Raw genomic sequence first — 20,193 nt, forward strand, 5'->3', positions numbered from 1 at the left:
GCAATGTCGGACACGCCGAATTACAGCGAGCCGGGCGGCAGCGCCCAGGAGCGGCTCGATCAGATCGCCAGGCTGGAGGACGGTGAAGCCGCGAAAGCAGCCGAGCGGCCGTTTTACGAACACCTCAACTATGGAATGCTCGGCGCCGATGCGGGCCTGACCGCCGTTGAGGGAACGGCCGCCGGGCTGGGTGCCGCCGGTACGGCGCTGGCGGGTGGTGCGACCGGCGGGGCGGCACTGGGTGCGGGCGCGGTTGCGGCGGGCACCGTCATGCTTCCGCTGGCGATTGCGGTTGGCGGTGCGTGGGCGCTCGACAAGGTTGGCGTGACCGGCTGGCTGTCAAAGGAATTCACGCAGGTTGGCGACGCGCTCGGCCTCACGATCGGTCGCGGCGACCCGCACCCCGCCTGCATTGGCGATCGGATCGCGCACTCGTCGGGTTTTATGGGGATTCTCGCCGGTATTGCCGTGGGGGTCGCGATTGGCGTGGCGGTGGCGGCGACCGTGGCGACAGGCGGACTCGCCGGCGCGCTGATCGTCGGCGCGTGCATGGCGGGCGGCCTGACGCTGGGTAGTGCGCTCGCGTCGGCGAGCCAGAGCATGGGCACCAACTGTGGCGAGATCGTCACCGGTTCGAGCAACGTGTACTTCGAAGGCAAGAAGGTGGCGCGTGTCACGGACCTGGTGAAATGCGATCACCATTCCGGCGTGCCGCAGGCACTCGTCGACGGCAGCAAGACCGTGTTCGTCAACGGCCTGCCGCTGGTGCGGATCGGCCACGAAACGCACTGTAGCGGCAAGGTCAATTCGGGGCGCAACAGCATCTGGATCGACAAGACGACTGGACACTACGGTCCGAAGAACCCGGAATTGTCCGCGACCCAGGAATTCCTGGCGGGTTTGCTCGGAGGGATCGTAGGAGGCGGAGTCGGAAAATTTGCCGGCAAGGGGCTGCGGGGGTTGCGCGAAAAATTCAAGCCCGAGCCCACCCGGTCCGCGGAACAGAAGGGCATCAAGGACGAGAACCGGCCGACGTGCAAGGACCCGGTTGATCCGGTCTCCGGAGAAATGCTCGAGATCCGTACGGATCTCGTCATTCCCGGCATCCTGCCTCTCGAGTTCAAGCGACGCTATCGGACTCGATCGGACGATCACGGATTGCTCGGTCACCGCTGGTCGGACAACTGGTCGCAGCAACTGACGTTCGATGGCGGCCGCTTCGTGAGATTCCACGACGGCGCCGGCCTCGCGATCGGCTTTGACGCGCCGGATATGGCGCTCAACGGCATCAACTTGCGCGAGCCGCGTTATCGGCTGGTCGGAAGCCGGCTCGAACCGCGCATCTTCGATCGCGATACGCGGCAACTACGTATTTTCGCGCCGCTCGTCGATGGGCGTTCGTCTCGTCTCGAACGGATCGAGGACCTCGACGGTAACGCGATCGTTCTCTCGTACGATATTGCCGGCCGTTTGAGTGGTATGGCCCATAGCGACGGCTATCGGCTCGAGATTGTTTGTGACGGGCGCGACCGACGGCTGGAGCGGATCGTTCTTCACGATGCGGACGGTGGCTCTCGGACACTCGTGGACTACGACTACCAGAATGGCATGCTTACCCACGTGGCGAGCTTCCAGTTTGGCCAGTTCTACTACGCATACGACGAACACGGCTGGATGACCCAGTGGCGGGATACGGACCAGACCGACGTTCGATATCGGTACGACACCGCTGGTCGTGTAGTCGAGACCGGCACGCAGCAGGGTTATCACACAGGTCGGTTCATCTACGAGGCCGGGCGCACTCGGGTGATCGATGTCGACGGAGAATGGACCTATGACTATGACGATGAAGGTCTTGTAACGGCCGAAACCGATCCGCTCGGCCATTGCACTTACTCCGAATGGGAGCTTGGTCGCTTGATGGCTCGGGTCGATCCGCTGGGTCGACGGACGGACTATCGGTACGACGAGCGTGGTCAACTGACTTCGGTCGTCGAAAGCTCGGGGAGGACGGTCGAGTTCGACTATGACGACGAGCAGCGCCTTACCGGCACGCGCTTGCCGAACGGCGGCCGGATCAGGCTCGAGTATGACCATCTGTATCGGTTGATTGCTCGTACCGAGCCGGACGGCAACAGAACTGCCTATCGCTACGGCCCCCGAGGCGAACTACTGCGGGTGGTTCAGGGTGATCGCGAGACGCGCCTGGACTACGATGATCGCTTGCGGCTGACCGACATCGAGCTGCCGACAGGTGCGCGCTTCAGGCGCAAGATTGATGTGCTGGGCCGGCTGCTCGAGGAGACGTCGCCCGACGGGCACGTGACGCGTTACGACTATGCGGACGGCCCGGCAAATCCGCGCGGCTTGCTGAGCGCGATCACGCGCCCCGATGGCTCGGTGTCGAGGGCGCGATATAACAGCGAGAGCCTGCCCGTCGAGTGGATCGATCCGCTCGGACGTACGATCCGGCGAACCTATGGCCCGTTCGATTTGCTCACGGCGTCGATCGACGCGGCCGGTCATGCAACGCGTTTCGAGTACGACCATGCCACCCGGCTGACGAAGGTCATCAATGCGCTGGGAGAGACTTACACGTACCGCTACGACGCTGCCGGGCGTCTCGCGGCCGAGATCGACTGGGGTGGCCGCGCGACTCGATACGAGCGCGATGCCGTCGGCCGCCTGCTGACGAAGACACTGCCCGACGGTGGCCAGTGGCGCTATACGTACGATGCATCCGACCGGCTCATCGAGATCGATGCCGGCGACGTGAAGCTTGCTTACCGCTACGATGCAAGCGGACGACTGGCGTCGGCGGAGGTCCAGGGTGAGCACGTTCATGTGACGCGCTTTGCCTACGACAGGAACGGCCGCTTGATCGGGGAAGATCAGCATGGCGAACTGTTGCGGCACGTCTACGACGCGGATGGGCAGCGGCGCCTTCGGCTGACGCCTCGGCGGGAGACGGCCTATGCCTATGATGCACTGGGTGCGCTCACGCAGGTAGCCGGGCTGACGATCCGGCGCGATGGTTTAGGGCGCGAGATCGGGCGGCAGGCGGGAGATTTTGTCGCGCAGCAACAGTACGATGCGCTCGGCCGTATACGCCGGCAGATTGCAGGGCCTGCGGTAGCCTTCGATGCGTTGCAAGCCGATCCGGCCCGGGCGCTCGAGCAATTGACGCGACAGGTCTATCACTACGACGCAGCCGGACAACTGGAGCGAGTCGACACCGGCGCGGATACGTTCACCTACCAGCGCGATGAGCGCGGCCAGATCATCTGCGCAGAAAGTCTGCTGCAGCCGAGCGAGCACTTCCGCTACGACGCTGTGATGAACATTGCCGCGCACGGGCAACGGGCACCGGTGGATGCCCACCACTATCGCCGCGGAGGTCTGCCGGAACAGGTCGGCTACGCACGCTATCAATACGATGCACGTGGCCGCACGATCGAGAAGACGGTCGAACAGCCAGGGTTCAGGCCGAAAACGTGGCAATACACGTGGGATGGCCTCAATCGGCTCGTGAAGGTCGTTACGCCCGAGCGCGGTGTTTGGGCGTATCGCTATGACGCTTTCAATCGCCGGATCGAGAAGCAGCAAGTCGGCGGCCGCGAAACGGTGAAGTTCCTGTGGGACGGGTCGACGCTTGCCGAGCGCTGGATCGAGCAGCGGGATGGTACGACCGGACAGGTGGTGACGTGGCATATCGAACCGGGGACCTTCTCGCCGCTGGCGCAGGAGACTAATGACGGTCTGTACCCTATCGTGACCGATCAGATCGGTCAGGCGAAGGCGGTGTTCGACGTACGCGGCAAGAGGATCTTCAAGGCCTCCCATACACTCTGGGGGAAAGTGTTGCCGGTACGAGGCGCAGCTAACGACGGCGATGCCGTGCCCATCGATGCGACGTTGCGGTTCCCTGGACAATGGTTCGACGAAGAATTGGGTCTGCATTACAACCTGCATCGCTATTACGACCCGGACTCAGCCCAGTATCTGAGCATTGATCCGCTCGGGCTTGCGGGTGGATTCCGGACCCAGGGCTACGTTCATGAACCCAGCGAGTGGGTTGATCCGTTCGGGTTACAGCAATGCCCAGAACGGGAAGTCAATGGAACGAAGATATACGGCAAGGGGCAGAAGGACGGAACACCAGGACACGATCAGTTCTCAGAGGTGATTGCCAACAAGCTTGCGATGAGTGGGAAATTCAAGGAAATTTATCTGAATCGATCCTACAATTTTGCTACTGATAATGCCGTTTCAGCCCGACGCCCCGACATTATGGCGGTAGATATTAATGGTAGGGTGCATGCGATCGAAATGGCATCCCGGACCGATATGGGGACGAAATTGCGAACGCTAACAACGCGTAATTATGATGCAATGCAAAATCTTCCCCCAAATGAGCGCGGGGATATTCTTGTGTTTGAGCATCCGTATGACGCGCAAACGATAAAGACGGATTTGGATAATTTGATATCAGGGATTTGAGGAAATATGAGCACGGGAATCGTAATCTATGGGACAGATCCGAGGCAGATCGTATCCGCTCTTGAGCTGGCTGAAGGTCTATTTCATCAATTTGGTTCAGAAGCAACTAGGGCAATATTTTTGGAATTCGTCGTTCGAGGTGGGGAGAGGACGATTGATGATCACGAAACGTCTCTCTCCGACCTGAGGGCAAAAATATTGAATGGGGAGGTTTCTGCATTCCAAGTATTTAACGAGGGAAAGATGGGTGGTGCTCCGGCTATTTCGTTTGGTCATAACGTCCCGGAATTTGGTGGGCTGTCATTTATCGATGTTCAGATCGAGAGAGCGGTGCGCGAGATAGATGGCGAAATAGAAAAATTTCTTGAGGATGTTGTTGGGCGCTTGAGTTGCAAATACGCCATAGCGTACGATGCAGAAAAATCGTCGATTGCATATAAATACTCGACTGGTGTAAATTTGGTTAGGATTTTTCCTTTTGAGAATACTTCTCTTTTCACGCGAGAACTTCCCGGTAGAGTGCCAGGTTCGGCGAGTTACGAACGAGCAAAACTCAGAATGATTTATCCTCTGAATGTGCTTAACGAGAATCATTTGGAAATTCGCATCAACGACCTTTCATTGAGGGAGTGGATCATATCTGATTCATCGCGAGGTTCCTTGAAAGGTATTCCAAACAATATGTGGCTCTGGACGGTCAAGGAGACGGACTTGGCCGAAGTAAACAACGCTTGTGGAGAAGCTGGAGTATTGCTCGCTTGGCAAAAAGCACCGGCGAATAAGCCGGCGCGGAAACTGCCCTGAGACCATTCTCGGAGCGGTGCGAATCCTAAGCCCCTCGTCTGGTTCACATTCGTGCGCCATGGAGGGCGGAGAACGACTACCGCGGCACGGCGGCGGAGCTGCCGCACCCCAAAAGCTTCGTGCCGAAGTGAAAGAAGGCCACATACTTTTCGACATGTCGAGTCCGGCGATTCACGGCACGCAGTTGGCAATCGTCGTCGCCCTGAAGGGAGAGGAATTTATATCAAATAGTAGCGCCGTGACGATGCAACTGGCTTGGCGATTGGGTGTTGTGCAATGGTAAACAAAATTTTGATTGATATTGATGTGGAGATATCAAGGTCGGATTTCTTTGATTTTTTATCTTGCTTGGACTTCGACGACGTGCTTGATAAAAGGGACGCCATCTAGTTTGACGGTCGCTGGATGCAGGCATTCGACGAGGTCGACGGATTTTTCCTCCCCGCTGATGACGAGAGATTCCTGGACTCTGTTAGAGAAAAAGCGTTCAAGCTCTCGTTTCATGCTTCCGGAAATCTCGACATCGCAGGAAGGGTTTCCGACGACGTCGAACTGATCGCGAAGAGTATGTTGGCTGAGAAAGTGGATAGCTGGCCGGTTAAAGTGCTGTGGGATAGCTATAAAAAGGGTGATTTTCCCTGCTGAACTGAGATGATGGTAGGTCGCGGCAAGATTCTCGACGTCAATGCACAGCGGATAAACGGGGGGCGAACGAGGTGAGCTGTGCACTTGTCTTTTTCGTGACGAAAATTTCTCGTGGTATGCGTAGACCAGCCCTAAGCGGCAGCTACCCCAAAACCCCACCTCACCAAGCAATATCGCAAGACGACCGCGACGTCCCCGCACCACCGGTAGCCGTGCACTTCGTCCCGGATCCATTGTCATAAAACGTCCGCGTCTCCGGCTGCGGCACCGACGGATCGAACGGATTCGGCGCCCCATGCGGACCGCGCGGCGCCTCGTACGGCCGCTGCGGCGCATACGAACCGCCCCTTGCAGCAAACCGAGAGCCGTTCGCGCGCAGGTATTCATTCCAGTTCTGCTCGCGCTGCTCATACCCGGGCACTGCGCGACCCAGACTATCGCTCCCGCCCGCGCCCAGCGCGACGCGGTTCGGCGGCAAGACGAAATCGGGTTCACGCCCGGAAGAAGCGGGCAGCGGCGCCACCAGCGCATCGCTCGTCACCCGCAACGGCCGCGTATCCGGCGTATCGAACGGGCTACGTTCGGCAGGCGCAGCGAACTGCACCCGTCGGCGGCTCATACGTGCCGGATGTCCATCATCCCGGGCGGCCGCAAGCCGCTCCGAGCGAAACACGTTCGCACCGGCCGGCCGATCGGTCAGCGTATCGCGTCCCGAGGCATGGGCGGCAGAAACAGAAAGCGCGCACGCGATCGCGGCGGCGGAAGAGAGGCGGATGGGGCAATTCATGGGCGATCCGAAGCAGGTGATGTGCATTGAACAAAAACGGCAGATCACTGGCTGGCGGCTGAGCGACGAGGGTGCGTCGAAGCGGCCCTGAAGCGACTGCGAGACGCGGCGAACGCGACTTGCAGGGAGGCTGGCTGGATTGCAGAAGCGAGTTCGTATTATTTCATGGAAATCTCAAAAAGCTTTCAGATTGTTTAGTTTCGCAGATAAACAGTAAGAATTTCCGTCTCACCGAGCGCCTCGTCATGGTGCGTGCTCACACAATCATCAGTCGATTGATTTCCAGCGACCAGGGCCCTTGGCAACCTAAAAAACGCATCACCGGGGAGTCTCCATCGCCGAACGCCAAGCCCAACAAGGAGCCAGCTCCCACCATCTTGCCAAATAGCAACCTGATTGCACTCGAAGCAAACGTTCTCGTCTCCCCGAGGTTGCGCCGCGATCGCCACCCGCCTATCTCAAAAACCTACGTGTTTTCCCTCGGTCGACAGGCATTTTTGACAGACGATTAAAAAACGCCCATATAATTTCGGTTGCCTTGCCAACGGCTGTCGGACCATCCCTCCGAACGAGCAGTTGGCAAGCGGGGCAGGCGAAACGCTTGCGCAATGCAAGACGCATCACGATGTCTTTCCGAACCAGACGTCCCCTTCGGGGACTGCAAGAGCCGGGCCCCGCTACGCAACATTCCGCTGGAGTTCCGTCTTCTATGTGTCTCGGGCGTGTCCATGTCCTCGCCCCGGGTGCTGTTCGATTGCGCAAGTCATGCCGCCTTTGCCCGTATGACTAAACAACATCGAGGAGCTCCCAGATGACGCTGTCCCGTCTTACGTCCATTTCCGTCGCCGCCGTGCTGTTCGCCGCCGGCGCCGCCGCCGCGCAAGCGGAAACCGTGAAGATCGCCATCGCTGGTCCGATGAGCGGCTCGGTCGCCCAGTACGGCGACATGGTGAAGGCCGGCGCGCTGACCGCGATCGAACAGATCAACGCAGCCGGCGGTGCGGGCGGCAACAAGTTTGAAGTCGTGATGATGGACGACGCGTGCGAACCGAAGCAGGCCGTCGCCGTCGCCAACAAGATCGTCAGCCAGAAGATCAAGTACGTGATCGGCCACGTGTGCTCGGGCTCGACGATCCCCGCGTCGGACATCTACGAGAACGAAGGCATCGTGATGGTCACGCCGTCGGCCACCGCGCCGCAGCTGACGGAAGGCAAGAAGCGCCACTTCATCTTCCGCACGATCGGCCGCGACGACCAGCAAGGCCCGGCCGCCGCGCACTACATCATCAACAACGTGAAGCCGAAGAAGGTCGCGGTCCTGCACGACAAGCAGTCGTACGGCCAGGGCATCGCGTCGTCGGTGAAGAAGGACCTCGAAGCCGCGAAGATCCCGGTCGTGCTGTTCGAAGGCATCAACGCCGGCGATTCGGACTACTCGGCGATCATCACGAAGCTGAAGTCGCAAGGCGTCGATTTCGTCTACTTCGGCGGCTACCACCCGGAAATGGGCCTGCTGATGCGCCAGGCGCGCGAGCAGGGCGTGAAGGCGACTTTCATGGGGCCTGAAGGCGTGGGCAACAAGGACGTGACGGCGATCGCCGGCCCGGCTTCGGAAGGCATGCTGGTCACGCTGCCGGCCGACTTCTCGGCCGATCCGGCCAACGTGGCGCTCGTGAAGGCGTTCGCGGACAAGAAGCGCGACCCGAACGGCCCGTTCCAGATGCCGGCGTACGCCGCGGTGAAGATCATCGCCGACTCGATCGCGGGAGCGAAGACGACCGACCCGACGAAGGTCGCCGCGTACATGCACAAGACGACGTTCGACACGCCGATCGGCAAGGTCGCGTATGACGCACAGGGCGACCTGAAGGCGTTCAAGTTCGTCGTGTACACGTGGCACAAGGACGCGACGAAGACCGCCGCCAAGTAAGACGGAGTACCCGCCCGTGCACCCGCCCTGTCCGAAACCCGGACGGGGCGGGTGCGTATTGGCCGCGCATTCCCCGTGCGCGGCCAAGGAGGGCGGCCCGAGACGACACCGTGCGTTGCGCGCCGCCGACCGCCGTGATCCGGCGACGGCATGCGACCCAATGCCAACGGGAGCTTCCCGCACATGACTGACTTCTTTCCTCAATTCGCCCAGCAGCTGGTCAACGGCCTGACGCTGGGTGCGATCTATGCGTTGATCGCCATCGGCTATTCGATGGTCTACGGCATCATCGGCATGATCAACTTCGCCCACGGCGAGATCTACATGATCGGCGCGTACGTGGGCCTCGTGACCCTGACGGCCATCGGCATCTCCGCCGGCTATCCGCTGCCGCTCGTGCTCGGCGCCGCGCTGATCGTGTCGGTGATCGTCACCGGCCTGTACGGCTTCGCGGTCGAGCGCGTCGCGTATCGCCCGCTGCGCGGCGGCCCGCGCCTCGTGCCGCTGATCTCCGCGATCGGCATGTCGATCTTCCTGCAGAACTACGTGCAGATCGGCCAGGGCGCGCGCGACGTGTCGGTGCCCGTGCTGATCTCCGGCGCGTTCGAGATCCATCTCGGCGGCGACTACGACGTGACGATTCCGTATGCGCGCCTGTTGATCGTCTGCGTGACGCTCGTGCTGATGATCGCGCTCACGCTGTTCATCTCGCATTCGCGGATGGGCCGTGCGTGCCGCGCGTGCGCCGAGGACATGAAGATGGCGAACCTGCTCGGCATCGACACGAACCGCGTGATCTCGTTCACGTTCGTGCTCGGCGCGATGCTGGCGGCCGTCGGCGGCGTGCTGATCGGGCTGACGATCGGCAAGCTGAATCCGTATATCGGCTTCGTCGCGGGCATCAAGGCGTTCACCGCCGCGGTGCTCGGCGGGATCGGCAGCATTCCGGGCGCGATGCTCGGCGGCGTGCTGCTGGGCCTGGCCGAAACCTTCGCCGCGGGCTACATGCCGGCCGAGTACAAGGACGTGGTCGCGTTCGGGCTGCTCGTGCTGATCCTGCTCTTCCGCCCGACCGGCCTGCTCGGCAAGTCGGACATCGAAAAGGTTTGAGGGAGACGCAGATGAGTCAAGTCATTTCCGTTCGCCGCCCGGCCGCCGACGCGTCGGTCGGCCAGGCGCTGAAGAACGCGGTGGCCGCCGCGATCCTGACGGCGATCCTCACGATTCCGGTGCTCGGGCTGCAATTGAAGCTCGATGGTTACCAGGTCGTGCTGACGCCGCATTGGCGCCCGGTATGGATCGCGGTCGCGGCCGTGTTCCTGTTCCAGTTGTTCAAGCCGTGGCTGATGCGCGCGAAAGCGGCCGTGAAGCTGCCGGCGGCGCCGACGATGGGCGCGCAGCAGCAGCGCGTGATCATCTGGGTGCTGCTCGCGGTGGGGCTCGTGTGGCCGTTCTTCGGCTCGCGCGGCGCGGTGGACGTCGCGACGCTCGCGCTGATCTACGTGATCCTCGGCCTCGGGCTGAACATCGTGGTCGGTTTCGCGGGGCTGCTGGATCTCGGCTACGTCGGGTTCTACGCGGTCGGCGGCTATACGTACGCGATGCTGAACCAGTATTTCGGGCTGTCGTTCTGGGAGTGCCTGCCGATCGCGGCGATCGCCGCGGCGACGTTCGGCTTCCTGCTGGGCTTCCCGGTGCTGCGCCTGCGCGGCGACTATCTGGCGATCGTCACGCTCGGCTTCGGCGAAATCATCCGCCTGCTCGCGAACAACCTGACGAGCCTCACCGGCGGCCCGGACGGCATCTCGAGCATTCCGAAGCCGACGGTGTTCGGCTTCGAGATGGCGCGCTCGGCGAGCGTCGAAGGCGCGAAGACCTTCCATGAACTGATCGGGCTGGAGTACAGCGGCGAGCACATGGTGATCTTCCTGTACCTGATCGCGCTGCTGCTGGTGGGCTTCACGCTGTTCGTGACGAGCCGCCTGATCCGCATGCCGATGGGCCGCGCATGGGAAGCGCTGCGCGACGACGAGATCGCATGCCGTTCGCTCGGCCTGAACCCGACGCGCATCAAGCTGTCGGCGTTCACGCTCGGCGCGGCGTTCGCGGGCATCGGCGGCGCGTTCTTCGCGGCGCGTCAGGGCCTCGTGAATCCTGAATCGTTCACCTTCATCGAATCGGCGCTGATCCTCGCGATCGTCGTGCTCGGCGGGATGGGCTCACAGCTCGGCGTGATTCTCGCGGCGATCCTGCTGACCGTGCTGCCAGAGGTCGCGCGCGGGTTCGCCGAATACCGGATGCTGATCTTCGGTCTGGTGATGGTGTTGATGATGATGTGGCGTCCGCAGGGCCTGCTGCCCGCGAGCCGTCCTCATGTGGAGCTGCCGCAATGAGCGCGAATGCAGAACTGTTGAAGGTGGCCGGGCTGCAGATGCGCTTCGGCGGGTTGCTCGCGGTGGACGGCATCGATTTCGACGTGCGCCGCGACGAGGTGTTCGCGATCATCGGGCCGAACGGCGCGGGCAAGACCACGGTGTTCAACTGCGTCGGGGGCTTCTACAAGCCGACCGGCGGCGACGTCGTGCTCGACGGCCACGCGATCGCCGGGCTGCCGAGCCACAAGATCGCGTTGAAGGGCCTGGTGCGGACGTTCCAGAACATCCGCCTGTTCAAGTCGCTGACCGTGGTCGAGAACCTGCTCGTCGCCCAGCACCGCAAGGTGAAGGCCGGGTTGTTGCACGGCCTGTTCGCGACGCCCGCGTACCGTCACGCCGAGAAGGAAGCGCTCGAGCGCGCGGCCGTGTGGCTCGACCGGATGGGGCTGACGGCGGTCGCCAACCGGCCGGCCGGCACGCTGTCGTACGGGCACCAGCGGCGTCTGGAGATCGCGCGCTGCATGATCACCGAGCCGCGCCTCTTGATGCTCGACGAGCCGGCGGCCGGCCTCAACCCGCAGGAAAAGATCGAGCTGCAGCACCTGATCGACAAGCTGCGCCGTGAATTCGGCGTATCGGTGCTGCTGATCGAACACGACATGAGCCTCGTGATGGGCGTGTCCGACCGCATCCTCGTGATGGAGCACGGCCGGCCGATCGTGATCGGCACGCCGGAAGCGGTCCGCAACGACCCGCGCGTGATCAAGGCGTATCTGGGGGAAGAGTGATGCTGAAGCTGGAACAGGTCCATACGCACTACGGCGCGGTCGAAGCGCTCGCGGGCGTGTCGATCGAGGTGAACAAGGGCGAGATCGTCACGCTGATCGGCAGCAACGGCGCCGGCAAGACGACGCTGATGATGACGGTATGCGGCACGCCGCGCGCGTCGTCGGGCCGCGTGCTGTTCGAGGGCAACGACATCACCGCGATGTCGACGCACCAGATCATGCGGCAGGGGATGGCGATCTCGCCGGAAGGGCGGCGCGTGTTCCCGAGCCTGACGGTGCTCGAGAACCTGAAGATGGGCGGCTTCTTCGCGAGCCGTCATGAAATCGACGACGGCATCGAGCACGTGTTCAAGCTGTTTCCGCGCTTGAAGGAGCGCGCGACGCAGCGGGCCGGCACGATGTCGGGCGGCGAGCAGCAGATGCTGGCGATCGGCCGTGCGCTGATGAGCAAGCCGCGTTTGCTGCTGCTCGACGAACCGACGCTCGGCCTCGCGCCGCTCGTGATCGCGCAGATCTTCGACATCATCCGGACGATCCGCGACGAAGGCGTCACGGTGTTCCTCGTCGAGCAGAACGCGAACAAGGCGCTCGGCGTGGCCGATCGCGGCTACGTGCTCGAAACGGGGCGCGTGGTGCTGGCCGACACGGGCGCGAACCTGCTCGCGAACGACCGCATCAAGCAGGCGTATCTCGGCGGTTGATCGACGGGAAGCCGCCGGCCTGCAACGGGCCGGCGGCAGTTTTTCCGGCGGTTCGTTTCTGCTTGCAAGGCCGGTTTCCCGGCCTTGTCTTCGTTATCCGATCCTGAACGTGCTTTTCAGTACGTCGCGCAGATGCAGCGCGGCGCGATTGCTGTCGTCCGTCAGCACCGTGATCAGGTGCGGCGGCAGGTCGGGCAGCACGATGCCGGCGACGTGGCTCGTCAGGTTGCCCGACACGCGATCGTGCTCGATCAGGCCGACCGCGAGCCCGTTCGCGATACACGCTTCGACCGCCGGCGAACTGGCGCTCTCGAGCAGCATCCGGTGCGCGATCTTCGCCTTCTTCAGCGCATTCAGCGCGGTGTCGCGGTACGGGCAGCCCTGCAGTTGCACCGCGATCGGCAGCGGCGCATCGGGATTGAACTTGAAGGTGCGCGCGGCGACCCACACCGGATGGGTCTTGCTGAGCAGCTCGGCGTGCGGCAGCGCTTTCGGCACCACGGCGATCGTGATGTCGAGCTGGCCGCGCGCGAACAGCAGCTGCAACTCTTCGCTGGAGCGCGCTTCGACCGTCAGTTCGAGCAGCGGCCGGTCGGCGGCGAAGCGCGGCAGGAATTCCGCCATGAAGTGCGCCGCGTAGGAATCGGGGATGCCGAGCCGCAACTTGCCGGTCAGCATCTGCGGCGACAGCGATTCGACGAGCCGGTCGTGGCTCAACAGAAACTCGGTGGTGTCGCTCAGCAGCTTGTGGCCGAACTGCGTGAGTTCGACTGCCTGATTGTTTCGCGTAAACAGCCGCTGCGCGACCATCTCTTCCAGCTTCTGAATCTGCGCGGTGACGGACGACGGGCTGCGGTTCACATGAACGGCCGCATCCTTGAAGCGGCCGAGCTTCGCGACGGCGTGGAAGGTACGCAGCAGGTCGACGTCCAGGGTGCGCGGCATGATTTGGTTTTTCCGAATCAGTGATTCAGGTAATGTCGATTGACGGAATTATTGGGCATCCCTATTCTCGGGTCAACAGGCAGACAACGGCAGGCAGCCGGTCGGGCGTTGCACGCATCCGGGGAACGATTCATGTCGATCAATGATTTTGTCGTAGATGCATTGGTGCGGGACAGGAAGCTGAAGGCGGAGTCGGTATGGACGGTCGAGAATCACGAAAAATATTCGACGCTGCATCGCACTGGCGATGACGCGCGGCGACGGGAAGCGGGGCGCGAAGTCTTTTCGCTGATGCGCAACCTGAACGAGCTGGGCGTGCGAAGCCCGGCGCTGTGCGCGGATCGCGACGGCAAGGGTTCGTTGCGCGAAGCGATCGGTGCATTGAGCGAGCGGCTCGCGACGTTGTCGCGCGGCCGCCATGTCCATTACATCGAGCTGGGGCCCGAGCCGGTCAAGACCACCGAGCTGGTGAAAGCGGTCAGCGGCGGCGGGCCGGATCATCTGCGTTACACGGCCGTCGACATCAACGAGTCGTCGGAAGACGCGATGCGGCACGCGATCATGCCGTTCCTGAAAACGCCCGGTTGCTTCAACTACATCGCCGACGATTACCGGAACGTGCAGTGGAACCATATCGACCTGGGTCAGGACGTGACCTTCATCACGATGCTCGGGTTCCAGGAAGGCAACGAGTTGCCGGTGACGATCGGCCGGCTGATTCGCAATCTCGGCGGCAAGTCGACTTACGTCGTGTCGGAGATGCAGTTGCTCGTGGAAGGGCGCGAAGAGCCCATCTACAACTTCTACCAGAACGAGAACATGGTGCGGTTCTCCGAAATCGTCAGCCGGCAGCAGGGCTTCGAGCCGCACGGCAAGCATCATGTCTCGATCGTGCGGCTCAACCTGCTCGGCGACCAGTTCCATGTGGCGGTCACGCTGCAGCCGGTGTCGAAAGCGGGGGCCGCCGGGCATCTGATCACCAACGTCTGCCTGAAATACACGCCGGAGCAATTTCGCCACGTCCGCCTGAGCCACGGCAATTGCCGCGTGATCGACGAATTACACAGCGGGGACGGCAGCGTCGTGTACCAGATTGCGCAGTTCAAGGGATGAATGGCGAAACGTCGACAGCGAGGCACGCGATGGACAAGGGACATGCATTGCCGGTATTTGCGCGCGGGTTCGGCCGGGTGAAGCTGGCGTTGCAGACGTCGCTGTCGGGCGGCGCGAACGTCGGGGGCACGCTCGACGCATCGACGGAACCGATGCGCTGGAGCGGCGCGTGCCTGCGCGACGGCTACGAGGTGCGCTACCGCCGCAACCTCGACGATCTCGGTTATCGCGACGTGCCGATGCGCGGCACGCGCTCGGATGCGCTGAATGCGGTGTGTCACCTGCGCGGGTTGTTCTCCGACGAAGCGGTGAGTGCGCTGCGCGAGATCGGCCGCGCGCTGGAGCGCAGCGCGTCGAGCAGCAACTGGATCATCTCGAAGCGGGTGCGTGCGGTGACGAACCGCTCGCGCTTCATCGACGACATGATGCACGACCGCGCGTTCCTGCTGCGGGTGTCGCGCCTCGCCGGTGTGCCGTTGATCCCGTATCCGATGGCCAATGCGCGCGCGCAGTTCAACTACTACTATCCGACGGATCAGCGCGACGGCAAGGCGCAACTCGGTATGTGGCACACCGACGGCACCAGCTTCGTGCTGAACATCGTGCTGTCGGATCGCGCCGATTACGCCGGCGGCAACTTTCTGTTCTACGAATCGAGGGCGGAAACGTTCGATCGCCACGATCCCGAGCGCCGGCACGTGAGGACCGCGGATCTGGACCACGCGGGCGATGCGTTGCTGATCTACGGCAGCAAGCTGTTTCATGGCGTCGAACCGGTCGAGGCCGGGCGTCGCATGTCGCTGGTGCTGTCGTTTCATTGCCCGTACACGCGCGAGGACGACAACGGGTTCTGGCATCTCGCGTCGGACGACGGCATCGCGCGCACCGTCGTGAACTGGCTGGCGCTGCAGCGTGCCCTCAGGGACGACGCCGAGCTGCAGTACCGCCGCCTGGGGCTCGAACCGATCCGGCCGGACGATCTGGGCGACCAGCGCCTGGCTCCGGCCACTTTCTGAGAACCGTCGCGCCATGCAGATCTTCCTGCTTCAACTCGTTTTCGTCCTGTCGTGGAGTTCCGGGTTCATCGGCGCCAAGCTCGGCGCGGAGACGGCCGGCGCGTTCAACCTGCTGTTCTGGCGGTTCCTGCTCGTCACGCTGTGCCTCGCGATCGTCCTCAATCGGCAGCTCGGGCGCCTGACGCTCGAGAAAATCCGCTATCACGCGGTGATCGGCTTCCTGTCGCAGTTCCTCTATCTGGCCTGCGTGTACGTCGCGATCCAGCATGGCCTGCCGCCGGGCATCGCCGCGATCGTCGCGGCGTTGCAGCCGCTCATCACGGCGGCGATGACGTCGTTCGGCGGCAGCGAGCGCAGCGGGGCGCGGCAGTGGGCCGGGCTCGTCGTCGGGTTCGTCGGCGTGGGCATCGTGATCGGCGGCCAATATGCGCTGCCGGCCGGGGCGGTCGGGATCGTCATGTACCTGCTGCCGCTGGTGTCCGCGTTCGGGCTGTCGATCGCGACGATCTATCAGCGCCGCCGCGCGCTGACGGCCGCGCGCAGCAACGAGGACGGGCTGTTCCTGCCGCTGTTCGTGCAGGGTGGCGTGAGCCTCGTGCTGTTCGCGGCGTGCGGGATCGTCACCGGCGACCTGCACGTGCCGACGCAGCCGAACGTGTGGGTGTCGGTCGTGTGGCTGACGGTGTTCTCGACCTTCATCGCTTACCTGTCGCTGTGGGCGCTGCTCAAGCGCATGCCGGCGACGCGCGTGGCGACGCTCGTCTATCTCGAACCGCCGGTGACGCTGTTGTGGGCCGCGTGGATGTTCGGCGACCGGATCGAGGTGACGACCTACGTCGGCATCGTCGTGGTCGCGGTCGGCGTCTGGCTGGCCGGCAAGCCAGGTGCGCGGCCCGCGCGGCCGCGCTGCGCGGACCTGGAGACGGCCGGCCGCTGACGCACTGGTTGCGCGCGCGATTCCGGTGTAGCTTCGCGAGACTGCCCGGCTCGTGAAGGACCCCGATGAAAGTCAAACGGATTGTCGCCAACGTCGACACGCGCTCGATCGACGATGCAAAGCGCTTCTATCAACGGATCTTCGGTCTCGACCTGCTGATGGACCACGGCTGGATCGCGACCTACGGCAACGCCGAGCAGATGGACGTGCAGATCAGCTTCGCGTCGCACGGTGGATCGGGCACGCCGACGCCCGATCTGTCGATCGAGGTCGACGATGTCGACGATGCGCTCGCGCGGGTCCGGGCGGCCGGCATTTCGGTCGAGTACGGGCCGGCCGACGAGCCGTGGGGCGTGCGGCGGTTTTACGTGCGCGACCCGTTCGGCAAGCTCGTCAACGTGCTCGCGCATCGCTGAGCGGCGACGGCGAGTCGGGCACGCGGCGTTCACGCATGCAACGCCAGCCCCTTCACCGCCTTGTCGACGGCCTTCTTCGGCCCGTGCAACGCCAGGCCGACCAGATCCGGATTGTCCGCATCCTCGGCGCGAAACGCCGCGCGGTTGGCCGCATCGTGTCCGGTCGAAAACATCGCGCGCACGTAGGGCACGATCGTCAGTTCGCGCGACAGCGCCTGCCGGTGCGCGGCCTGCAATCCGTTCAGATCGGCCGCGAACACCAGCATCGGCTGGCCCAGCATCCGGCTGTAGCGGCGCCCGGCCGCATCCTCGTAGGGCTCGCCCAGTGCGTCCGGCGCACCGGCCGCGACGCCCGTCGCGAGAAATGCGACCACGTTGAGTTTTTGCCACGCGGCGAGATCGTCGCGCACGATCAGCGCTACTTTGGTATCGAACATGCTTGCTCCTGGTTGGAGCGCCCATGATCCGATGCCGTGCGCGATCAGTCTGGAACGTTTGTGCAGAGTTGCCGGTACGCGGCCGGCGTGATCCGGTACGCGCGGCGGAACCAGCGGCCGAGGTGGCTCTGGTCGGCGAAGCCGACGTCGGCCGCCGCCTGTGCGGGCGTGCGGCCGGCCGCGAGCAGCTTGCGCGCGGCGCGCAGCCGCAAGCGCACGAGGTATGCGTGCGGCGACGTGCCGAACGCGCGCTGGAACATCCGCGTGAGCCGGAACCGGTCGATGCCGGCGACGCTCGCGAGTTCGTCGAGGCCGAGGTTGCCGTCCATATGTGCGTGCAGCAGGTCGCGCACGCGCGCGATCGCGGGCGGCACGACGCCGCTTTCCAGTGCGAGCGGGCCGCCCAGTTGACTGCCGAGCCGTATCAGCAGGCGGTCGAGCGTCTGGTCGCGCGCGAGCCGGCCTTCGTTGTCGTGGATCGCGAAGAACGCGTTCCGGATCGCATCGACGAGGCCGCGATCGTCGACGAGCGTATGGCCGAACGTGGCTTCGACGCTGCCGAGGCCCGGCAGGTCGAGCCGGCGCGCGGCGCGCTCGACCCACGCTTGCGGCAGGTACAGCATCCCGTACGTGAAGCCGCCGGCTTCGGGCGCGTGGCCATCGTGCATCGCGCCCGGCTCGATCAGGATCGCGCGGCCCGGCACGCTGGTATGCAGCGAGCGGTGGCACTGAAAGCGCTGCACGCCCTGTTCGGTGAAGCCGACCAGCATGTCGTCGTGATCGTGCGCATCGTACGCATGGCCGTTGAAATGCGCGTGCAGGCTTTCGATGCCGGTTTCCGCGTCGCGGCGCGCGACGAGCCAGTGGTCGGTCGTCATCGGGGGCCTCGAACGTCGTCGTGGCGCGACGAAACGGGGTTGCGGGTGGCGGAACAGGGAGGACGAGTGCGGGTCATGATTCGCTCACCATCGCTTGTTCGTCGCGCGCATATTGCGCGGGCGGCCGGCCGACGTGCCGCGCGAACGCGACGCTGAAGGTGCTCGCCGAGCTGTAGCCGACGCGCGCCGCGATCTCCGCGATGCGCCCTTCGTTGCGGCGGAGCAGATCCTTCGCGAGCGCCATGCGCCATGTGAGCAGGTACTCCATCGGCGCGACGCCGACCGCGCGGCTGAAGCGTTCGAAGAACGTCGAGCGCGACAGCGCGGCTTCCTTCGCGAGTTCGACGATCGTCCACGGGTGCGCGGGGCGCTCGTGCATCCGGCGCAGCGCCGCGGCGAGGCGGCTGTCGGCGAGCCCGCGCACGAGGCCGGGCGATGCATGCGTGCCGGTCGTGAACCGCATCGCCTCGATCAGCAGCACTTCCAGCAGGCGCGCCAGCACGATTTCGCGGGCGGGCCGCTGCGCGCGCGATTCGTCGCGCACCAGTTGCACGAGCGTGGTCAGCCGCGGCTCACCGCGTACGTGCACGAAGCGGGGCAGCAACGACACCAGCAGCGCCGCGTCGGGCGAACCGAAGCTGCAGTTGCCGGCCATCATCCGCGTGTCGACCGGATTGGCCGGATCGCCGATCCGGTATTCGCCGTGGTCGAGCATGACGGGCGGCGCGGTGTCGACGCCCGGCGGCGGCGGTTCGAGGCTCGACATCGCCACGCCGTAGGCCGCCGGAATCAGCATGAAATCGCCGGCCAGCAGCTCGATCGGCGCGTGCCCGTCGATCGCGATCCGGCAGCCGCCATCGAGGACCGCGCAATAGAACGGCTCGCCGGCGACCGTGCGGCTGATCGCCCACGGGCTCGCGCCACGGACGTACTTCGAGTACCGCGCGCCCGGTTGTAGCAGCGTCACGACTTCGGTCAGCGGATCGATCATCGCCGGACTCTCGCAAAAGAAAAGCGGATTGTCGATTGTAGCGAATACGGCTTCCCCCATCTATCGTACGGACACATGCTCAACACACCCGAGGAGTTCGCATGAAGACCGTACTGATTACCGGCTGTTCTTCCGGCTTCGGCCTTGAAATCGCGCGCTATTTCCTGGCGCGCGACTGGGAGGTCGTCGCGACGATGCGCAAGCCGAACGACGACGTGCTGCCGCCGTCGGAGCGCTTGCGCGTGCTGCCGCTGGACGTGACGAACGCGGACAGCATTCGCGCCGCGATCGACGCCGCCGGCCCGATCGACGTGCTCGTCAACAACGCGGGCTTCGGCGCGGCCGCACCGGCCGAACTCATGCCGTTCGACACGGTGCGCGCGCTGTTCGACACCAACACGATCGGCACGATCGCGGTGACGCAAGCCGTGCTGCCGCAGTTTCGCGCGCGCGGGGCCGGCGTGGTCGTGAACGTCACGTCGAGCGTCACGCTGAAAGCGCTGCCGCTGGTCAGCGCGTATCGCGCGAGCAAGGCGGCAGTCAATGCCTATACGGAATCGATGGCGGCCGAGCTCGAACCGTTCGGCGTGCGCGCGCATCTCGTGCTGCCGGGCCGCGCGCCCGACACGCGTTTCTCCGACAACGCACGAGCCAACATGCACGGCTTCGAGCACGAAGCGTATGCAGACTTCGTCGGCAAGGCCGTCGCGCGGATGCTCGATGCGTCGGGGCCGATCACCCATGCGCAAGACGTCGCCGAAGCCGTGTGGCGCGCGGCGACCGATCCGTCCAGCCCGATGCGCATACCGGCCGGCGCCGATGCGCTAGCGTGGGCCGCGGAAGCGGGTTGAACGATCGGGAGTCCGTCGCGCCGGCTGGTTGAGCCGGCGCGACGGATCGGGTGAGGTCGAGAACGGCGTTACGTTGCAG

The 20,193-nt window shown here is 63.8% G+C and carries 19 protein-coding genes; 14 read left to right on the forward strand and 5 right to left on the reverse strand.

Features of this window, described 5'->3' with window-relative positions:
* The first annotated feature begins 3 nt into the window (after positions 1 to 3).
* The 3 genes from HWX07_RS01915 (at position 4) to HWX07_RS01925 (ending at position 5,949) form a co-directional block, all read left to right on the forward strand.
* On the forward strand, positions 4 to 4,500 hold the full coding sequence (locus tag HWX07_RS01915) for a DUF6531 domain-containing protein (protein WP_175874973.1): 4,497 nt from the start codon (positions 4 to 6) through the stop codon (positions 4,498 to 4,500).
* A 6-nt stretch (positions 4,501 to 4,506) separates the two neighbouring features.
* The gene (locus HWX07_RS01920) at positions 4,507 to 5,304 is read left to right on the forward strand and encodes a hypothetical protein (RefSeq protein ID WP_175874974.1); all 798 of its coding nucleotides are present in this window, start codon (positions 4,507 to 4,509) and stop codon (positions 5,302 to 5,304) included.
* Positions 5,305 to 5,709: 405 nt separating this feature from the next.
* Entirely contained in the window at positions 5,710 to 5,949 is a 240-nt protein-coding gene (locus HWX07_RS01925; protein ID WP_244129909.1) for a hypothetical protein, read from the forward strand.
* Positions 5,950 to 6,109: 160 nt separating this feature from the next.
* On the opposite strand, the gene HWX07_RS01930 is transcribed toward HWX07_RS01925, so the two are convergent.
* Positions 6,110 to 6,763: a hypothetical protein gene (locus HWX07_RS01930; RefSeq protein WP_175874975.1), complete on the reverse strand. Its 654-nt coding sequence runs from the start codon at positions 6,761 to 6,763 to the stop codon at positions 6,110 to 6,112.
* 92 nt (positions 6,764 to 6,855) lie between these two features.
* Between HWX07_RS01930 and HWX07_RS01935 the strand changes: the two genes are divergently transcribed.
* The 6 genes from HWX07_RS01935 to HWX07_RS01960 all read left to right on the forward strand — a co-directional run bounded on the left by HWX07_RS01935 (position 6,856) and on the right by HWX07_RS01960 (position 12,530).
* Positions 6,856 to 7,248 (forward strand): hypothetical protein, encoded by a 393-nt coding sequence (locus HWX07_RS01935; protein ID WP_175874976.1) that lies wholly within the window; start codon positions 6,856 to 6,858, stop codon positions 7,246 to 7,248.
* Positions 7,249 to 7,547: 299 nt separating this feature from the next.
* Positions 7,548 to 8,666, forward strand: coding sequence for a branched-chain amino acid ABC transporter substrate-binding protein (locus tag HWX07_RS01940; protein ID WP_175874977.1), 1,119 nt, complete (start codon positions 7,548 to 7,550; stop codon positions 8,664 to 8,666).
* A gap of 183 nt (positions 8,667 to 8,849) precedes the next feature.
* Entirely contained in the window at positions 8,850 to 9,776 is a 927-nt protein-coding gene (gene livH, locus HWX07_RS01945) for a high-affinity branched-chain amino acid ABC transporter permease LivH (protein ID WP_012339584.1), read from the forward strand.
* An 11-nt stretch (positions 9,777 to 9,787) separates the two neighbouring features.
* Positions 9,788 to 11,059, forward strand: a complete 1,272-nt coding sequence (locus HWX07_RS01950; protein WP_012339585.1) for a high-affinity branched-chain amino acid ABC transporter permease LivM — start codon at positions 9,788 to 9,790, stop codon at positions 11,057 to 11,059.
* Positions 11,056 to 11,829: a high-affinity branched-chain amino acid ABC transporter ATP-binding protein LivG gene (gene livG, locus HWX07_RS01955; protein WP_006480715.1), complete on the forward strand. Its 774-nt coding sequence runs from the start codon at positions 11,056 to 11,058 to the stop codon at positions 11,827 to 11,829. The genes HWX07_RS01950 and livG overlap by 4 nt, the downstream gene beginning before the upstream one ends.
* Positions 11,829 to 12,530 carry an ABC transporter ATP-binding protein gene (locus HWX07_RS01960; protein WP_011694813.1) on the forward strand — a complete coding sequence of 234 codons (702 nt, stop codon included), beginning with the start codon at positions 11,829 to 11,831 and terminating at the stop codon, positions 12,528 to 12,530. The genes livG and HWX07_RS01960 overlap by 1 nt, the downstream gene beginning before the upstream one ends.
* A gap of 93 nt (positions 12,531 to 12,623) precedes the next feature.
* Here HWX07_RS01960 and HWX07_RS01965 read toward each other — a convergent pair whose 3' ends face one another.
* Positions 12,624 to 13,475, reverse strand: a complete 852-nt coding sequence (locus tag HWX07_RS01965; RefSeq protein ID WP_006480717.1) for a LysR substrate-binding domain-containing protein — start codon at positions 13,473 to 13,475, stop codon at positions 12,624 to 12,626.
* 132 nt (positions 13,476 to 13,607) lie between these two features.
* Here HWX07_RS01965 and HWX07_RS01970 point away from each other — a divergent pair, with 132 nt between their 5' ends.
* From HWX07_RS01970 to HWX07_RS01985, 4 genes are all read left to right on the forward strand, one after another.
* Complete coding sequence (locus HWX07_RS01970; RefSeq protein ID WP_175874978.1) at positions 13,608 to 14,588, forward strand: hypothetical protein; 981 nt, start codon at positions 13,608 to 13,610, stop codon at positions 14,586 to 14,588.
* 29 nt (positions 14,589 to 14,617) lie between these two features.
* Entirely contained in the window at positions 14,618 to 15,604 is a 987-nt protein-coding gene (locus HWX07_RS01975; RefSeq protein WP_175874979.1) for a 2OG-Fe(II) oxygenase family protein, read from the forward strand.
* 13 nt (positions 15,605 to 15,617) lie between these two features.
* Positions 15,618 to 16,541, forward strand: a complete 924-nt coding sequence (locus HWX07_RS01980; RefSeq protein WP_175874980.1) for a DMT family transporter — start codon at positions 15,618 to 15,620, stop codon at positions 16,539 to 16,541.
* A gap of 65 nt (positions 16,542 to 16,606) precedes the next feature.
* A complete protein-coding gene (locus HWX07_RS01985; protein WP_175874981.1) occupies positions 16,607 to 16,957 on the forward strand; it encodes a VOC family protein in 351 nt (116 codons plus the stop codon).
* 29 nt (positions 16,958 to 16,986) lie between these two features.
* Here the strand turns inward: HWX07_RS01985 and HWX07_RS01990 are convergent, their stop codons facing one another.
* The 3 genes from HWX07_RS01990 to HWX07_RS02000 all read right to left on the reverse strand — a co-directional run bounded on the left by HWX07_RS01990 (position 16,987) and on the right by HWX07_RS02000 (position 19,323).
* Positions 16,987 to 17,394 (reverse strand): DUF2000 domain-containing protein, encoded by a 408-nt coding sequence (locus HWX07_RS01990; protein WP_006484757.1) that lies wholly within the window; start codon positions 17,392 to 17,394, stop codon positions 16,987 to 16,989.
* 44 nt (positions 17,395 to 17,438) lie between these two features.
* The gene (locus HWX07_RS01995; protein ID WP_124623084.1) at positions 17,439 to 18,272 is read right to left on the reverse strand and encodes an AraC family transcriptional regulator; all 834 of its coding nucleotides are present in this window, start codon (positions 18,270 to 18,272) and stop codon (positions 17,439 to 17,441) included.
* A gap of 73 nt (positions 18,273 to 18,345) precedes the next feature.
* A complete protein-coding gene (locus tag HWX07_RS02000; protein ID WP_175874982.1) occupies positions 18,346 to 19,323 on the reverse strand; it encodes an AraC family transcriptional regulator in 978 nt (325 codons plus the stop codon).
* 41 nt (positions 19,324 to 19,364) lie between these two features.
* Between HWX07_RS02000 and HWX07_RS02005 the strand changes: the two genes are divergently transcribed.
* Positions 19,365 to 20,114, forward strand: coding sequence for an SDR family oxidoreductase (locus HWX07_RS02005; RefSeq protein ID WP_175874983.1), 750 nt, complete (start codon positions 19,365 to 19,367; stop codon positions 20,112 to 20,114).
* Positions 20,115 to 20,193 lie beyond the last annotated feature (79 nt).

Origin of the sequence: Burkholderia sp. BCC0097 (assembly GCF_902832985.1) — a bacterium.
GTDB classification, from domain to species: domain Bacteria; phylum Pseudomonadota; class Gammaproteobacteria; order Burkholderiales; family Burkholderiaceae; genus Burkholderia; species Burkholderia orbicola.

What these genes read in the sequence shown, in the direction of transcription:
- HWX07_RS01915 (WP_175874973.1), top strand. Translation starts at nt 4, where the DNA reads ATGTCGGACACGCCGAATTACAGCGAGCCGGGCGGCAGCGCCCAGGAG.
- HWX07_RS01920 (WP_175874974.1), top strand. Translation starts at nt 4,507, where the DNA reads ATGAGCACGGGAATCGTAATCTATGGGACAGATCCGAGGCAGATCGTA.
- HWX07_RS01925 (WP_244129909.1), top strand. Translation starts at nt 5,710, where the DNA reads ATGCAGGCATTCGACGAGGTCGACGGATTTTTCCTCCCCGCTGATGAC.
- HWX07_RS01930 (WP_175874975.1), bottom strand. Translation starts at nt 6,763, where the DNA reads ATGCACATCACCTGCTTCGGATCGCCCATGAATTGCCCCATCCGCCTC.
- HWX07_RS01940 (WP_175874977.1), top strand. Translation starts at nt 7,548, where the DNA reads ATGACGCTGTCCCGTCTTACGTCCATTTCCGTCGCCGCCGTGCTGTTC.
- livH (WP_012339584.1), top strand. Translation starts at nt 8,850, where the DNA reads ATGACTGACTTCTTTCCTCAATTCGCCCAGCAGCTGGTCAACGGCCTG.
- HWX07_RS01950 (WP_012339585.1), top strand. Translation starts at nt 9,788, where the DNA reads ATGAGTCAAGTCATTTCCGTTCGCCGCCCGGCCGCCGACGCGTCGGTC.
- livG (WP_006480715.1), top strand. Translation starts at nt 11,056, where the DNA reads ATGAGCGCGAATGCAGAACTGTTGAAGGTGGCCGGGCTGCAGATGCGC.
- HWX07_RS01960 (WP_011694813.1), top strand. Translation starts at nt 11,829, where the DNA reads ATGCTGAAGCTGGAACAGGTCCATACGCACTACGGCGCGGTCGAAGCG.
- HWX07_RS01965 (WP_006480717.1), bottom strand. Translation starts at nt 13,475, where the DNA reads ATGCCGCGCACCCTGGACGTCGACCTGCTGCGTACCTTCCACGCCGTC.
- HWX07_RS01970 (WP_175874978.1), top strand. Translation starts at nt 13,608, where the DNA reads ATGTCGATCAATGATTTTGTCGTAGATGCATTGGTGCGGGACAGGAAG.
- HWX07_RS01975 (WP_175874979.1), top strand. Translation starts at nt 14,618, where the DNA reads ATGGACAAGGGACATGCATTGCCGGTATTTGCGCGCGGGTTCGGCCGG.
- HWX07_RS01980 (WP_175874980.1), top strand. Translation starts at nt 15,618, where the DNA reads ATGCAGATCTTCCTGCTTCAACTCGTTTTCGTCCTGTCGTGGAGTTCC.
- HWX07_RS01985 (WP_175874981.1), top strand. Translation starts at nt 16,607, where the DNA reads ATGAAAGTCAAACGGATTGTCGCCAACGTCGACACGCGCTCGATCGAC.
- HWX07_RS01990 (WP_006484757.1), bottom strand. Translation starts at nt 17,394, where the DNA reads ATGTTCGATACCAAAGTAGCGCTGATCGTGCGCGACGATCTCGCCGCG.
- HWX07_RS01995 (WP_124623084.1), bottom strand. Translation starts at nt 18,272, where the DNA reads ATGACGACCGACCACTGGCTCGTCGCGCGCCGCGACGCGGAAACCGGC.
- HWX07_RS02000 (WP_175874982.1), bottom strand. Translation starts at nt 19,323, where the DNA reads ATGGGGGAAGCCGTATTCGCTACAATCGACAATCCGCTTTTCTTTTGC.
- HWX07_RS02005 (WP_175874983.1), top strand. Translation starts at nt 19,365, where the DNA reads ATGAAGACCGTACTGATTACCGGCTGTTCTTCCGGCTTCGGCCTTGAA.